At 68.1% G+C, this 15311-nt stretch carries 10 protein-coding genes, 1 tRNA gene and 3 pseudogenes; 6 read left to right on the forward strand and 8 right to left on the reverse strand.

What is annotated here, in order from left to right; all coding sequences use genetic code 11:
- Positions 1 to 117 precede the first annotated feature (117 nt).
- The 6 genes from rho to argS form a co-directional block, all read right to left on the reverse strand.
- Positions 118 to 2280 carry a transcription termination factor Rho gene (gene rho, locus J9611_RS19645; protein ID WP_211882741.1) on the reverse strand — a complete coding sequence of 721 codons (2163 nt, stop codon included), beginning with the start codon at positions 2278 to 2280 and terminating at the stop codon, positions 118 to 120.
- Between the two features lie 320 nt (positions 2281 to 2600).
- Positions 2601 to 3587 (reverse strand): homoserine kinase, encoded by a 987-nt coding sequence (thrB, locus tag J9611_RS19650; RefSeq protein ID WP_211882743.1) that lies wholly within the window; start codon positions 3585 to 3587, stop codon positions 2601 to 2603.
- Between the two features lie 2 nt (positions 3588 to 3589).
- The gene (gene thrC, locus J9611_RS19655; protein ID WP_211882745.1) at positions 3590 to 4696 is read right to left on the reverse strand and encodes a threonine synthase; all 1107 of its coding nucleotides are present in this window, start codon (positions 4694 to 4696) and stop codon (positions 3590 to 3592) included.
- Complete coding sequence (locus J9611_RS19660) at positions 4697 to 6019, reverse strand: homoserine dehydrogenase (RefSeq protein WP_211882747.1); 1323 nt, start codon at positions 6017 to 6019, stop codon at positions 4697 to 4699. It abuts the gene before it with no gap.
- A complete protein-coding gene (gene lysA / locus J9611_RS19665; RefSeq protein ID WP_211882749.1) occupies positions 6020 to 7543 on the reverse strand; it encodes a diaminopimelate decarboxylase in 1524 nt (507 codons plus the stop codon).
- Between the two features lie 5 nt (positions 7544 to 7548).
- Complete coding sequence (gene argS / locus J9611_RS19670) at positions 7549 to 9213, reverse strand: arginine--tRNA ligase (protein ID WP_211882751.1); 1665 nt, start codon at positions 9211 to 9213, stop codon at positions 7549 to 7551.
- A gap of 216 nt (positions 9214 to 9429) precedes the next feature.
- Between argS and J9611_RS19675 the strand changes: the two genes are divergently transcribed.
- From J9611_RS19675 to J9611_RS19690, 4 genes are all read left to right on the forward strand, one after another.
- On the forward strand, positions 9430 to 9885 hold the full coding sequence (locus tag J9611_RS19675) for an FMN-binding protein (RefSeq protein WP_211882753.1): 456 nt from the start codon (positions 9430 to 9432) through the stop codon (positions 9883 to 9885).
- A 68-nt stretch (positions 9886 to 9953) separates the two neighbouring features.
- Positions 9954 to 10847, forward strand: a complete 894-nt coding sequence (locus J9611_RS19680; RefSeq protein WP_211882755.1) for an FAD:protein FMN transferase — start codon at positions 9954 to 9956, stop codon at positions 10845 to 10847.
- Positions 10847 to 12415 carry an FAD-dependent oxidoreductase gene (locus J9611_RS19685; protein WP_211882756.1) on the forward strand — a complete coding sequence of 523 codons (1569 nt, stop codon included), beginning with the start codon at positions 10847 to 10849 and terminating at the stop codon, positions 12413 to 12415. Before J9611_RS19680 ends, J9611_RS19685 begins: the two co-directional genes overlap by 1 nt.
- A gap of 112 nt (positions 12416 to 12527) precedes the next feature.
- Positions 12528 to 12600: transfer RNA gene (locus J9611_RS19690), tRNA-Arg, on the forward strand.
- A gap of 70 nt (positions 12601 to 12670) precedes the next feature.
- On the opposite strand, the pseudogene J9611_RS19695 reads toward J9611_RS19690, so the two are convergent.
- Positions 12671 to 13630, reverse strand: a pseudogene (locus J9611_RS19695) (cation diffusion facilitator family transporter).
- 243 nt (positions 13631 to 13873) lie between these two features.
- Between J9611_RS19695 and J9611_RS19700 the strand changes: the two are divergent.
- On the forward strand, positions 13874 to 14515 hold the full coding sequence (locus J9611_RS19700) for an NADPH-dependent F420 reductase (RefSeq protein WP_211882757.1): 642 nt from the start codon (positions 13874 to 13876) through the stop codon (positions 14513 to 14515).
- Positions 14516 to 14547: 32 nt separating this feature from the next.
- Here the strand turns inward: J9611_RS19700 and J9611_RS19705 are convergent.
- Positions 14548 to 14706 (reverse strand): annotated as a pseudogene (locus tag J9611_RS19705) (Tn3 family transposase); the annotation flags it as partial.
- 35 nt (positions 14707 to 14741) lie between these two features.
- Here J9611_RS19705 and J9611_RS22615 point away from each other — a divergent pair.
- Positions 14742 to 14810: pseudogene (locus tag J9611_RS22615) on the forward strand (hypothetical protein); the annotation flags it as partial.
- Positions 14811 to 15311 lie beyond the last annotated feature (501 nt).

Consider the following 15311-nt stretch of genomic DNA (forward strand, 5'->3'; position numbering starts at 1 on the left):
GAAATTGGCGGCCAGGGAGTGGCTTCGGGCCTGCCGTAGCCGGGTGGCTCACGATCGTAGATCGTGAGCCACCCGGCGGAGGGGCGGGGCCGCCAATTTTCGAGCGGTTACGCGACGCTACTTGTCGTTATCGGACTTCGCGCCAAGCGTCGTCTTCTGCACCTGCATGAGGAACTCGACGTTGCTTCCGGTCTCCCGGATCTTGTTGGTCAGCAGCTCAAGGCTCTGCTGCGTTTCGAGTCCGGAGAGGACGCGGCGCAGCTTCCACATGATCTTGACTTCCTCGGGGGACAGCAGGTTTTCCTCGCGGCGGGTACCGGACGCGTTGACGTCCACGGCCGGGAAGATGCGCTTGTCCGCGAGCTGGCGGGACAGGCGCAGTTCCATGTTGCCGGTGCCCTTGAACTCTTCGAAGATGACCTCGTCCATCTTGGAACCCGTCTCGACGAGCGCGGTGGCCAGGATGGTCAGCGAGCCGCCGTTTTCGATGTTGCGGGCTGCACCGAAGAAGCGCTTCGGCGGGTACAGCGCCGCGGAGTCCACACCACCGGAGAGGATGCGGCCGGAGGCCGGTGCCGCCAGGTTGTAGGCGCGGCCCAGGCGGGTCATCGAGTCCAGGAGCACCACGACGTCCATGCCCATTTCCACGAGGCGCTTGGCACGCTCGATGGAAAGTTCGGCCACGGTGGTGTGGTCGTCTGCCGGACGGTCGAAGGTGGAGGCAATGACCTCGCCCTTGACGGTGCGCTGCATGTCCGTCACTTCTTCAGGACGTTCGTCAACGAGCACCATCATGAGGTGGACCTCGGGATTGTTGGTGGTGATGGCGTTGGCGATGGACTGCAGGATGAGCGTCTTGCCGGCCTTCGGCGGCGAGACGATCAGGCCGCGCTGGCCCTTGCCGATCGGGGCAACCAGGTCGATGACGCGGGGGCCGATCTTCTTGGGGTCCGTCTCGAGGCGCAGGCGCTCGGAGGGGTACAGCGGGACGAGCTTCGAGAATTCGACGCGGTCCTTGAGTTCGTCGGGGTTCTTGCCGTTGACCGAAGTGACGCGGACCAGGGCGTTGAACTTCTGGCGGGCGGACTGCTGCTGCTGATTCCCTTGCTGGGCTTCGCCGTCACGCGGAGCACGGATGGCGCCGACGACGGCGTCGCCCTTGCGCAGGTTGTGCTTCTTGACCTGGGCGAGGGACACGTACACGTCGTTCGGGCCCGGCAGGTAGCCGGAGGTGCGGATGAACGCATAGTTCTCCAGCACGTCCAGGATGCCGGCGACGGGCAGCAGGACATCGTCGTCGGTGACCTCGACGTCGTCGACGTCGGGACCCTGGACGCGTCCCCGGCGGCGTTCGTTGCGGTCGCGGAAGCGGTCATTGCGTGATTCGTTGCGTGAGGAATTGTCGCGGCTGTCCTGCTGGCCCGGACGGTCGTTGCGGTCGCGGCGGTTCCGGCGGTTCCGGCGGCTGCCGCCGTCTGAATCTTCGCTGTCACGGGTTTCGCGGGTTTCGCGGGTTTCCGCGCTGTCGCGGCCGCCGCGGGTGCGGGTGTTCTCGCGGCGGTCTCCACGCTGCGCGCCTTCGTCAGCACCCTGCTGTTCAGTGCGCTCGGCAGTGCGCTCGGCCGTGCGCTGCTCTGCCTGTCGCGGCTCGGCCGCACGGTTTTCCGCACGCTTCTCGCCTGCAGGCTGCTCGGCCTGGGTTGCAGTTTCCTGGGCTGAAGCTTCCTGCGCTGCATTCTCCTGCGCGGCCTCGCCGCGGCGGCGGTTGCGGGTCCGCGGCTGGCGGGTGCGGTCGGCGCCCTCGGCGGCAGTGCCGGCATCAGCGCCGGTTTCAGCGGAAGCGGCGGGGGCCTCCACGGCAGGAGCCTCGGCGGCGGGCGTGGTGATGACCCCGTCGCTGCCCGCACGCCGGCTGCGGCCGCGGCCACGGGCCCGGGGGCTTTCCTCCTGGACCTGGCCGTCGCCGTCCACGGCGGTGGCCACCGCAGCGGCGGCCGGAACGGCTGCCTGCGGAACGGAGCTGCTCTCGCTCGCCTTTCCGGCAGCGCGGGCCGGAGCCTTGCTGACCGGGGTGCCCGCACGGTGGGCGGAAATGGCCGAGACCAGATCACCCTTGCGCATGCGGGAACCGCCGGAAATACCCAGCTGGCTGGCAAGAGCCTGGAGCTGGGCGAGCTTGAGGCCTGCAAGGCCGCTGCTCTTGGCGGGTGCGGCCGTTGACGATCCGGCAGCAGAAGATGATGTTTCCACAGCTGAAGACAGCTCAGTGGTTTCGGTCACGAAGGATCCTTCCCCCTCGACGGCGTCCAGACTAGGAGCTGGACGCGATGATTTGATCTGGGCTGCAGTTCAGATCTGCAGCCGGGATTTCGGCCATGCCGGCTGGATATTGGCCAGCAGGGCCGGATACTGCAACACCGGCCACGTTCCGAAAAGTGAGGAGCGGCGGGCTGACATTTCAGGGGATGCAGAGCAATTCTGCTGATTCCTGCGTCAGACCGAAAGCAGGTGGCACCGAAGACTATTGCGCAGTGAAAGATGAGGAAGGCAACTTGGCCAACATCGCGGTCTTAACGGTTACTGATTTACCGCCTGCGTGATTACCGCCGGTGCACTTCCACTTTAGCACCTTCGACGTCCACGGCCAGCTTCATCACCCGCCAGCCCACCTCCGGCGTGTTGCGGGCGGTGTGGGAGCCGATGAAATCGACCACCGCTGCGGCTTCCGCTTCCCCGGCGGCGAGCACCAGGACGGTGGGACCGGCGCCGGAGACGACGGCGGCGTGCCCCGCAGCCCGCAGCGCGGCGATCAGCTGCGCGCTGGGCCGCATCGCGTCGGCGCGGTAGCTCTGGTGCAGATAGTCCTCGGTGCCGGGCAGCAGGAACTCCGGCCTGCTGGTCAGCGCATGGATCAGCAGGGCGGCGCGGCCGGAGTTCATCGCGGCGGCGTGGTGGCCCACGGAGGCAGGGAGGAGGGCGCGCGCGGCTTCGGTGGACAGCTCGAAATCAGGCACGGCGACGACGGGGATGACTGAGCCGACCACCGTCGCGCACGTGCTCCTGTACTGGTCACTGTCCTGCCATGACAGCGCCAGTCCGCCGAAGATGGCGGGTGCGACGTTGTCCGGGTGGCCTTCCATCTCGGACGTGAGCTGCAGGATCCAGTCCGTGCCGCGCCGGGCCGCGTCCGGAACCAGGGCGTTCGCGGCAGTCACGGCCGCGACCACTGCCGAGGCCGATGAGCCCAGGCCCCGGCCGTGCGGGTTGACGTTGTCCGCCGTGATCCGCAGGCCCTCGTGCCGGAAACCGAGCCGGTGCAGGGCTTCCGTGATGGCCTTGACCACAAGGTGGCTCGCGTCGCGCGGCAGGGATTCCGCGCCTTCGCCGCTGAGTTCGAATTCGAGCTCGCCACCGGCCAGGGTTTCCACCGTGAGGGTGTCATGCAGCGAGAGTGCCAGTCCGAGGCTGTCGTAGCCGGGCCCCAGGTTGGCGCTGGTGGCCGGTACCCGGACGGTCACCAGCTGCCCGGCCAGGACTGCCGGCCAGGCGGCAGCGGAATCGGCCGGGACTTTGAGCGTGGTTTCCAAGGTTATTTTTCTTCCAGTCCCAGAGCGGCAGCAACGGTCACGACGTCGTTGGAGACCTTGACGGGCTGCACTTCACTGCCGTCCAGGGTGCGCAGGGCCCACTGCGGGTCCTTGAGCCCGTGGCCCGTCACCGTGATGACGATGGTCTTTCCGGCGGGCACCTCCCCGGCCGCGTGCTTCTTGATCAGGCCCGCGACACCGGCGGCGGAACCCGGCTCCACGAAGACGCCTTCGCGGGCGGAGAGCCAGCGGTGCGCGGACAGGATCTCCTCGTCCGTCACGGCTTCAATGACGCCGCCGGACTCGTCCCGGGCCGCCACGGCGGTGTCCCAGGAGGCCGGGTTGCCGATCCGGATGGCCGTCGCGATGGTGTCCGGTTCGGTGATGGGGTGGCCTGCGACGAACGGCGCCGCCCCGGCGGCCTGGAAGCCCCACATGACCGGAGTCTTCGTGGACACTGCCGGCAGCGTGCCGGCGGTGGCGGACTCGAACGGCGCGGCGTACTCCTTGTAGCCCTTCCAGTACGCGCTGATGTTGCCGGCATTGCCGACCGGGAGCACATGGAAGTCGGGGGCGTCGCCGAGCGAGTCGACCACCTCGAACGCGCCGGTCTTCTGCCCCTCGATGCGCGCCGGGTTGACCGAGTTCACGAGGAACACCGGGTAGGACTCCCCCAGTTTGCGGGCGATCTCGAGGCAGTCGTCGAAGTTGCCGTCGACCTGCAGCAGCGTGGCGCCGTGCGCGACAGCCTGGCTGAGCTTGCCCATGGAAATCTTGCCCTCGGGCACGAGCACAGCGCACTGCAGGCCCGCCGACGTCGCGTAGGCCGCGGCGGAGGCCGAGGTATTGCCGGTGGAGGCGCACACCACGGCCTTGGCTCCGGCGGCGACGGCGGCGGTCATGGCCATGGTCATGCCGCGGTCCTTGAAGGAGCCGGTCGGGTTCATGCCTTCGACCTTGAGGTAGACGGTGCTCCCGGTCAGCTCGGAGAGGTGCCGGGCGTGCACCAGCGGGGTGCCGCCCTCGCCGAGGGTGATGACCTTCGTGGCCTCGGTGACAGGCAGGCGTTCGGCGTATTCGCGGATGACTCCGCGCCATTGGTGAGCCACTTAGACTCCTTCTACCCGCAGTACGGATGTAACGGAATTGATGACGTCCAGGCCCTTGACGGCCTCGACGGTTGCTGCAAGTGCAGCCTCGCGTGCACGGTGTGTGACGATCCGCAGTTCGGCCGATTCCACCTTGGAACCGGCGTCGCGGTGGATGGTCTGCCGCATGATTTCGATGGAGACGCCGTGCTCCGCGAAGAGCTGGGCGATCCTGGCCAGGACGCCGGGCTGGTCCGCGACGTCGAGGCCGATGTAGTAGCTCGTCATGGCTGCGCCGATGGGGAGCGCGGGGACCTGCCCGGTGGTGGTTTCGGTCCGGCCCGGGCAGTCGAGCACGATGCTGCGGGCTGCCGAGACGAGATCGCCCATCACGGCCGAGGCGGTCGGGGCGCCGCCGGCACCTTGGCCATAGAACATCAGCTCGCCGGCGTTTTCGGCCTCGATGAAGACAGCGTTGAACGCTCCGCGGACCGCCGCCATGGGGTGTTCCCGCGGGAGCAGGGTCGGGTGGACGCGGACGGAGACGCCAGCGGTGCCGGCTGCGCCGGCGTCCTCCAGTTTCTCGGCGATCGCCAGCAGTTTGATAACAAACCCGGCGTCCTTCGCGGCGGCGATGTCGGCGGCGCTGACCGAGCTGATGCCCTCGCAGTACACGTCCTCCAGCGCGAAACGCGTGTGGAAAGACAGCGAGGCGAGGATGGCAGCCTTCGAGGCGGCGTCGTGGCCTTCGACGTCGGCCGTGGGGTCCGCCTCGGCGTAGCCCAGGCGCTGCGCCTCGGCCAGGGCGTCGGCGAACTGGGCGCCGGTGGAGTCCATCTGGTCCAGGATGAAGTTCGTGGTGCCGTTGACGATGCCCAGCACGCGGGTGATCCGGTCCCCGGACAGGCTGTCCCGGATGGGCCGCAGGATGGGGATGGCGCCGGCCACGGCAGCTTCGTAGGACAGCTGCACGCCGGCCCCGTCCGCTTCCTCGTGGAGGGTCGGGCCGTCCAGTGCCACCAGAGCCTTGTTGCCGGTGACCACGCAGGCCCCGTTCCGCATCGCGGTGAGGATCAGGCTCCGGGCGGGTTCAATGCCGCCCATCAGCTCGATCACGAGGTCGGCGCCCTTGACCAGGGTCTCGGCGTCGGTGGTGAACAGCTCGTGCGGCAGCTCGACGTCGCGGGGGGCATCAATGTTGCGCACGGCGATGCCGCTCAGCTCGAGGCGGGCGCCGGCGCGGTCCGCCAGCATGCCGGCGTCCTCCAGGAGAATCCGCGCAACCTGGGACCCGACGTTGCCACAGCCCAGCAGGGCTACTTTCAGGGTTCGCAATTCGGTCATTCAGACTCCCATGTCGCGGTTGAGCAGGTCTTGTTCGGTTTCCCCGCGGACAATGAGCCGGGAAGATCCATCGCGCACAGCGACAACGCCCGGCCGGGCCAGATAGTTGTAGTTGCTTGACAGGGCCCAGCAGTAGGCGCCGGTTCCCGGTACAGCGAGCAGATCACCGGCTGCCACGTCCTCGGGCAGATATACATCTCTAACAACTATGTCGCCGCTCTCGCAATGTTTGCCCACCACTCGGGACAGCTGCGGGGTCGCGGCGGAGGTCCGGGAGGCCAGGACGGCGGAATAATCCGCGTCGTACAGCACGGGACGGGGGTTGTCGCTCATGCCCCCGTCCACCGACACATACCGGCGCGGAAGCGTAACGTTTTCCCCCGCCATATCCCCAACAGTGTCCTCCGCCGTGTCCCCCGCAGGGGCGGCGGGCGCGTCGACGCGCACCGTCTTGAGGGTGCCCACCTCATAGAGCGTGAAGGTGGTGCTGCCCACGATCGCGCGTCCCGGTTCGATCGATATCCGCGGGGCGGTGATGCCCAGCTCCGCGCATTTGGTGCGGACGACGGCGGCCATCGCCTGTGCGATCTCGGCAGCCGGGCGCGGGGTGTCCGCGGGGGTGTAGGCGATGCCGTAGCCGCCGCCCAGGTCCAGTTCCGGCAGGACGATGGAGTATTTTGCCTGCATGGCGGCGAGGAAGTCCAGCAGCTTCTCGGCGGCAACCGCGAACCCGTCCGGCTCGAAGATCTGCGAGCCGATGTGGCAGTGCAGGCCCAGCAGTTCGACGCCGGGGTAGCCCGCCGCCGCGGCGACGGCCTCCTCGGCCGCTGACAGCCCGGCCTGTTCGGTGGAGTCCGGCGCCATCGAGAGGCCGAACTTCTGGTCCTCGTGCGCCGTGGCGATGAACTCATGGGTGTGGGCGTGCACGCCGGGGGTCAGCCGCAGCATCACCCTGGCGGTCTCTCCGCGGCCGGCGGCGATCGCGGCGACTCGCTCCAGTTCGGGCAGGCTGTCGACGACGATCCGGCCCAGCTGCATGTCCAGGGCCCGGTGGATTTCGGCGCCGGACTTGTTGTTGCCGTGCAGCGCGACCTCGGCGCCGGGAATCCCGGCCCGGGCCGCGACGGCGAGTTCCCCGCCGGAGGCGGTGTCCAGGCGCAGCCCTTCTTCCTCCACCCACCGCACGACGGTGGTGCAGAGGAAGGACTTGCCGGCGTAGTAGACGTCCACTCCCCCGCAGATGTCCGCGAAGGCATCGTTGAAGGCATCGGTGAAGGCGCGCGCGCGGGCCCGGAAGTCCGTCTCGCTCATCACGAACAGCGGCGTGCCGTACTCGCGCTGCAGTTCACTGACCGGGATGCCGTCGATGGCGAGTTCGCCGCCGTCGTTGCGTCCGACGCCGGCCGCCCACAGGGGCTCGTGCAGGGCGTTCAGGTCCGCGGGGACCTGCAGCCAGTCCGGGGCCAGCGGGGAGGCGGCTGCCGCCCCCGCCGGGTTTACTGGGTTTACTGGGTTTTGCGTCATTACGCTCACATCCGTTCCGGCGCCGAAACGCCCAGCAGTTCCAGCCCGTTGGCCAGCACCTGGCTCGTGGCGTCGTTGAGCCACAGCCGGGTGCGGTTGAGGTCGGTGACGGGTTCCTCGCCGAGGGGCGCCACCCGGCAGGCGTCGTACCAGCGGTGGTAGGCGCCGGCGATGACCTCCAGGTGCCGGGCGATCCGGTGCGGCTCGCGCAGTTCGGCGGCCTTGGCCACGATCGAGGGATAGCTGCCAAGGTAGGACAGCAGCTCGTTCTCCGTCGCGTCCTCCAGCAGGGAGGCGTCGAAGCTGTCTTTGCCGTCAACACGGCGCTCCACGCCGGCGGCCACCGCGTTGCGGGCCGTTCCGCGGGAGCGGGCGTGGGCGTACTGGACATAGAACACGGGGTTCTCGTTGCTGTGCTTCTTCAGCAGCTCGGGGTCCAGCGTCAGCGGCGAATCCGCCGGGAAGCGCGCCAGGGAGTAGCGCACGGCGTCCTTGCCCAGCCAGTCGATGAGGTCCTTGAGCTCGATGATGTTGCCGGCGCGCTTGGACAGCTTGGCGCCGTTGACCGAGACCAGCTGGCCGATCAGGACCTCGATGTTGACCTCGGGATCGTCGCCGGCGGCGGCGGCGATGGCCTTGAGCCGGTTGATGTAGCCGTGGTGGTCGGCGCCGAGGAGATAGATCTTTTCGGTGTAGCCGCGGTCCTTCTTGGACAGGTAGTAGGCGGCGTCGGCGGCGAAGTACGTCGGTTCGCCGTTCGCGCGGATCATCACGCGGTCCTTGTCGTCGCCGAAGTCGGTGGTGCGCAGCCAGACCGCGCCGCCGTCGTCGTAGACGTGGCCCTGCTCGCGGAGGCGGGCGACGGCGTCCCCGATTGCGCCGGCGTCGTGGAGTTCCTGTTCGGAGAAGTAGACGTCGAAGGCGACGCCGAATTCGGCGAGGGTCTTCTTGATGTCGTGCATCTGCGCCTTGTAGGCCGCGCCGCGGATCACCGGCAGCGCCGCGACGTCGGTGAGCTCGCGGATGTCCGGGTGCCGGACCAGCACTTCATGGCCCAGGTCCGCGATGTATTCGCCCGGGTAGCCGCCCTCGGGGACCCCGCGGCCGTGCAGCCGGGACAGGACGGAGTGGGCGAAGACGTTCATCTGGGACCCGGCGTCGTTGATGTAGTACTCCGCCGTGACGTCCGCGCCGGAGGCCCGGAGCACGCGGGCGATCGCGTCGCCCAGGGCCGCCCAGCGGGTGTGGCCGATGTGCAGCGGCCCGGTGGGGTTGGCGGAAACGAATTCCATGTTGACCACGTGGCCGGCGAGCGCGGAGTTGGTGCCGTACGCCGCGCCGGCCTCGACGATCGCCTTGGCCAGCGCGCCCGCGGCCGCGGCGTCCACCGTGATGTTCAGGAAGCCGGGGCCGGCGATGTCGACGGCGGACACGCCGGCGATCGTCTTCAGCCGGGCGCTGAGGATGGAGGCAAGCTCCCGCGGGTTGGTGCCCGCGGCCTTCGCCAGCTGGAGGGCGATGTTGGTGGCCCAATCGCCGTGCTCCCTGTTCTTCGGCCGCTCGACCCGCACCTCATCCGGGATGTCGGAGGGGGAAAGGGCGATGTCACCGGCGGCGACGGCGTCTTTCAGGCAGGCGGATATGGCGAGGGAGAGTTCTTCTGGGGTCACAGTTCCAGCCTACCGGTGGGCCGCGGTGTCGCGGAATTTGGCTCCTGTCATGTCGGGCCCCGGCCGGCAGCGGGGACAACCCGCACGTTTTCCAAGCCGGGTTACAGGATGAACCATTACGCTGAGGTCAACGTTGTCATGGGTAGCTTGCCCGGGTCCCTGCCGCCCTTCGATTACCCTTTGCCAAACCGTCGTGCTAACGAATCGAGTCCCTGCATGAACACCTCCTTCCGCAAGAGCGTCCTCGTCGGCATCGCCGGCCTGTCCCTGGCCGGGACGGCGGCCGGCTGCGCCCCGGCGCAGACCCCGGCGGCGCAGGGCGCCACGCCCGCCCCGAACGCCACCTCGGCGCAGGGCGCCACGCCGGCCGCTGCCGCCGCCTACAAGGACGGCACCTACAGCGCCGACGGCAACTACGTCTCCCCCAACGGCACGGAGACCGTGGGCGTGGAGCTGACGGTGGCCGGCGGAGCGGTGTCCGATGTGAAGATCACCCCGCACCCCTCCAACCCGAACACGAAGAAGTTCCAGGGCGAGTTCGCCGGCGGAATCAAGTCCCAGATCGTCGGCAAGAAGCTCGACGAGATCAGCGTCTCCAAGGTCGCCGGATCCTCCCTTACCAGCGGCGGCTTCAATGCTGCCGTGACCAAGATCAAGTCCCAGGCGCAATAGCCCTAACGCCGCAGGGCAACGCAAGCGCACCGCAAACGCACTTAAACGCACTCAAAAAGGGAGTCCACGTGCCGCACCCGGGCTGGACGGAATTCAGTTTCGAGGGGATCGGGACCCGCTGGGAGGTCTCCACGCCGTCGCCGCTGTCCGGCGCGCACCGCCGTCGGCTGCTTGACGCCGTGGAGGCCTACGACGCCGCGTGGTCCCGTTTCCGGCCCGACTCCCTCGTGGCCGGCGCCGCCAGGACCCCCGGGCGCTATGAACTGCCGCCCGAAGCCGCCGTCCTGGGGCCGCTGTACCAGAGCCTGTACCGGCTCAGCGGCGGGGCGATGACCCCGCTGATCGGCACCAGCCTGGAGCGGCTCGGCTACGGCGCCGGGTACCGGCTGCGGCCGGAGGGTCCCCCGCTGCCCGCCCCTCGGTGGGAAGAGGTGCTGGACTGGCAGGGCACCGTCCTGACCACCGCGGAGCCGGTGGGGATCGACATCGGGGCCGCCGGAAAGGGGCAGCTGGCCGATCTGCTCTCTGCCGTGCTCAACTCCTGCGGCATCGGGGAGCACCTCATCGATGCCAGCGGGGACCTGCTGAACTCCGGCCCGGGCCCTGGCCTGGACACCGGGCGCGCCCCGGTCGAGGTCGCGCTGGAACATCCCTACGATCCCGGCCGGGCGATCGGAATCATCCCGCTGGGCGCGGGCGCCCTGTGCGCCTCCGCCGCCAACCGGCGGGCCTGGGGCGACGGGCTCCATCACGTGCTGGACGGCACCACGGGCGCCCCGGTGCGGACCGTCGTCGCCAGCTGGGCCCTGGCGGCGAGCGCGGCGGTGGCCGATGCGCTCGCCACCGCCCTGTTTTTTGTTGACGGTGCCCGGCTGCGGCGGGAGTTCGATTTCTCCTGGCTTACCGTCTACTCGGACGGGCACGCGGAGTATTCCACGGATCTTGAAGGGGCGCTGTTCTGATGACCACACTTGTCTCCACTCCCATCGGCTCGCGGCTGGACACCGCCCTGGGCAGGTTCACCATGTACCGCCTGGTGCTCTGGGTCCTGGCCGTGCTGGCCGGCTACAGCCTGCTGCTGAACGTGCTGGGCTGGCTGACCTTCGGGCTGCCGGAGATGATCGCGCACCTGGCGCTGTGCCTGGGGCTGACCTACGCCTCCAACCGGGTGCTGGCGGCGCTGTTCCAGGTGCGCCCGCACACCGAGTCGTCCCTGATCACGGGCCTGCTGCTGTATTTCCTGTTCTGGCCCACGCAGCTGGCCGCGGGGGTCCAGTGGCCGGACCTTGCCGGCGGGGCGCTGGCCTGCGTGCTGGCCTCCGCCTCGAAATACGCCCTGGCCTGGCGTGGCCGCCACATCTTCAACCCGGCTGCGGCCGGGGCGTTCATCACCGGGCTGACCGGGCTCAACATCGCGACCTGGTGGGCCGCCACGCCGGCCATGCTCTGGCTCCTGGTGCCGGGAGTGCTGCTGGTGCTCTGCCGGCTCAGGAAACTGCTGATGGCGGCCGTCTTCACCGTGGTCGCCGTGTCCATCGTGGCCGCGGAGCTGCTGCGGGGCGGCTTCGGGCCGGGCGAGGCGCTGTGGCAGCCGCTGACCCAGCGTCCGGTGCTGTTCTTCGTGGGGTTCATGCTCACCGAGCCGCTGACGCTGCCGCCGCGCCGGTGGCAGCAGCTGGCGCTGGCCGCCGTCGTCGGGCTGCTGTTCGCCGTCCCCTACAACGTGGGCTTCGTGGCCAATTCACCCGAGCTGGCGCTGCTCGTGGGGAACCTGCTCGCCTTCGCCGCCGGGCAGCGCGGCGGGATCCGGCTCCGTTTCGAGGGCTCGCGTGCATTGACCCCGACGACGACGGAATTCAGCTTCCGGCCGGCGCGTCCCGTCCGGTTCAGCGCCGGCCAGTACCTGGAGCTGCACCTGCCGCACGGAAGGGCGCTTGGCCGGGCGGACGGCAAGGGCCGGCGCCGCGTCTTCAGCCTGACCAGCGCCCCGGGCGCCGGGCTCGTGACGATCGGCGTGGGAACGGCCGAGCCCGTTTCCTCGGCCAAACGCTCGCTCCTTGCCCTGGCGCCGGGCGACGAGCTGACGGCCACGACGGTGGGCGGCGACTTTGTGCTGCCCCGGGCCCAGGCGCCCGTGCTGCTGATCGCCGCCGGAATCGGCATCACGCCCTTCCTGGCGCAGCTGGCCGCAGGCGCAGCACGGGACCGCGACGTCGTCCTGCTCTACCTTGCAAGGAGCGCCGCCGAACTCGCCTACGGCGAGCAGCTGGAAGGCTCCGGCGCGCGCGTCCTGGCCCGGCTCGCGGACGGCTCCGCACCGCCGTCGTTCATGCAGGATGCGGGGGCCTCGGGACCGGGGGCGGCGGGACCGGGCCGGCTGGACGGGGGGGCGCTGAAGGAGCTCGTTCCGGACATCGCCGGCCGGGAGGTTTTCATCTCCGGTTCGCCGGCCAGCGTCCGCTCGCTGCGCGCCGCGGCGCGCGGCGCAGGGGCGCGGCGGGTCCACGTGGACTCCTTCGCCGGCTACTGAGTGCGGCTGCCGGAACCGGAGGCGGCGCGCCTGGGCGTGCCGATTTTCCCTTCGAGGCCACCTTCCTGCTAAGCTCTAGGACGTCCCGCCGGTAACGGCAGGATCCCTGACTGCCCTCGTAGCTCAGGGGATAGAGCGTCTGCCTCCGGAGCAGAAGGTCGTTGGTTCGATTCCAATCGAGGGCACAAGAAAAACCCCGCCGTTTCAGTGAAACGGCGGGGTTTTCTGCATTCCGGGTTTTCTGCATTCCGGAGCTCAGGCTTCGGCGACCGGTGCGGCTTCCTCGCGGCTGAAGCCCAGGCTGGGCTCATCGGGGGTCGCGAGGGTCAGCACCGCTTCCTCGACGGTCTCGTGGTCCTCAAGTTCCCGTTCAATCCGGCGCAGCGCAACGGCGACGTCGTGTTCGGGGCGGTCGCCCTTCAGGTCCACCGCCGCGACGAGGTAGAGCTTGCGCGGCCCCACAAATTCGAGGTGCAGATAGGTGAGGCGCTCTATCTCATGGTGCTCCAGGACCCGCGCGGCGATGGACTTCTCGATGTCCGCGGTGACGCCCTGCCCCACGAGGAAACGCCGGTTCCGGTCGATGAGCACCACCGCGATGACCGCCAGCAGGGCGCCCACGACGATTGAGCCGACGGCGTCCGGCACCGGCGATCCCGTGAGCTGATGCAGCCCGACGCCGGCAAAGGCAATCACCAGGCCGATCAGGGCTGCCGCATCCTCGGCAAAAACGGCGCGCAACGTCGGATCGGAGCCGATGAGGACCTGCTCCAGGGTATGGCGCTCGAGGCCGCGCGCGGCCTTCCTGGTCTACCGGAACGCCTGTGCGAACGAGACTCCCTCCAGGACGAAGGCACCAGCCAGGACGACATACGCGACCGCGAAGTCGCCGGCCGGCTCCGGAGACACCAGCTCCTGGATCCCGTGCATGACCGACACGACGGCGCCGGCGGTGAACAGCCCGAAGGCGGCGAACATGGACCAGACGTAGGCTTCGCGGCCGTAGCCCATGGGATGGGCCGCGTCCCGTTTCCTGCGGGACTTCCGTTCGGCGATAAAAAGGAAGACCTGGTTGCCCGTGTCCGCCCAGGAATGCGCGGCCTCCGCCGTCATGGAAGCAGAGCCCGTGATGAGGGCGGCAACGGTTTTTGCACCGGCGACCGCCAGATTCGCAACAAAAGCGATGATCACTGTCAGCAATGTGGGTCCTTCCATGGGCGGCGCTGTGACTTCCCTGTCCCGTTCCCCCGCGAGTCCCACGGTACCCAAGATTCGCCGCGCCGGAGCCGGACCGGAGGTTGAATCCGGCAGGTTCCGCCGGAAAACCAAGATTACTTGACACTACAACTACTAGGGCCTTATATTAGTTGTAGTATCAAGTAAAGGTTTTTACTCCTTCCCGGAAGAACAGATCTGATGAACAGCTTCCTCGCCCGCCTCTTTGGAAAGAAGTCCCCCATGACTAACATCACCATCATCGGCAACGGCAACATGGCCCGTGGCATTGCGACCCGCGCCCTCGCCGGCGGCCGAACGGTCCAGATCCTGGGCCAGGACGCAGCCAAGGCGCAGGCCCTGGCCAGCGGACTGGGCAGCGGCGTCCTTGCAGGCACCACCGCCGAAGCCCCCCAGGGATCGATCGTCGCCCTGGCCGTCCCGTTCGAGGCCGCCAAGTCCATCGTGACAGCGTACGGGGACGCGCTGTCGGGCAAGACCATCGTGGACATCACCAACCCGGTCAATTTCGAGACCTTTGATTCCCTCGTGGTTGAACCGGGCAACTCGGCGGCCGAGGACATTGCCCGGCTCGCCCCCGCCGATGCGCCCGTGGTCAAGGCCTTCAACACCACCTTTGCCGGGACCCTCGTGGCGGGCGAATCCAACGGACTGCCGCTGGATGTCTTCATCGCCGGTGACGATGCTGCAGCCAACGCTTCCGTTAGCAGCTTCGTGGCCGCCGGCGGCATGCGTCCCCTGGTCGTGGGACCACTCAAGCGCGCCCGTGAACTCGAGGGCTTCCAGTTCGTCCTCATGACCATGCAGGCAAACCCGGAATTCGCCGACTTCAACTGGGACACCGGGCTCAAGGTCACCAGCTAGGGGTGGCTTGTGAAAAAGTGAAATATCCGACGCTAAGGTTTTGCCGAGCTTCGTAGCGGCCTGTATTTGCCGGGCTTGATGTGGTTGGCGCGGGGCCAGGTGTAGTCGCCGGTGAGGTTGATGTGTTCCCATCCCAGGGGTGAGAGGAACCGCAGGAGGTCAGGGTCCGGGGAGTTGCCGTTGCTGTTCAGGGTGGTGATGGTGACTTCCCCCGCCGCCGCCGCGTATGAGCTCTTCTCCCGCCGGAGTGCCCGATGTCAGCATCAACGAACTGATCGCCAGTGCCGGGGTGGCCAAGGCCACGTTCTACCGCCATTTCACGTCCAAGGAAAACGTGGCCATGGCTTTTTGGACCACGGGACGCAAGTCTGGCAGAGATGGAGTCACGGATGGATTTGTTTGCGGGATCAGGCGTGAAGCGAGGGTGCCCCCATTGTTGCCGCTGCGAGGCTCGGGTTTGGCCTGCCCAGGCGGCACATCAAGACGGAACATTTTTGCCGCGATCACGACTCCCGTCGCAAAGATCGTCTTGAGATTAGTCCCGAGTGCTGTGCGTCGCCGCCGACGTCGAAGCGGACCTGGGGTCCAACGAACGCGAAGCCTGGGCCCAGTTCCCGCAGCGTGTCGGTGATGCGGGTACGATTGTGATTGGGGCCACATCTGGTCCCGTCTTTTCGTTAGGACGCGCGATTAAATAAACCGAGTTTTTGGACTTGATGGGCTTACGGTTGTGCTATGTCGAATACTGCGCAACTGGCGGAGTCCGCGGGAAGACGATACGCGGCATTGCGGGCGC

Source organism: Pseudarthrobacter albicanus (genome assembly GCF_018224015.1).
GTDB classification, from domain to species: domain Bacteria; phylum Actinomycetota; class Actinomycetes; order Actinomycetales; family Micrococcaceae; genus Arthrobacter; species Arthrobacter albicanus.

Bases quoted from the DNA above. Each gene is read 5' to 3' on its own strand.
- J9611_RS19660 (WP_211882747.1), bottom strand. From the start codon at position 6,019: ATGACCGAATTGCGAACCCTGAAAGTAGCCCTGCTGGGCTGTGGCAAC.
- lysA (WP_211882749.1), bottom strand. From the start codon at position 7,543: ATGACGCAAAACCCAGTAAACCCAGTAAACCCGGCGGGGGCGGCAGCC.
- J9611_RS19675 (WP_211882753.1), top strand. From the start codon at position 9,430: ATGAACACCTCCTTCCGCAAGAGCGTCCTCGTCGGCATCGCCGGCCTG.
- J9611_RS19685 (WP_211882756.1), top strand. From the start codon at position 10,847: ATGACCACACTTGTCTCCACTCCCATCGGCTCGCGGCTGGACACCGCC.
- J9611_RS19700 (WP_211882757.1), top strand. From the start codon at position 13,874: ATGACTAACATCACCATCATCGGCAACGGCAACATGGCCCGTGGCATT.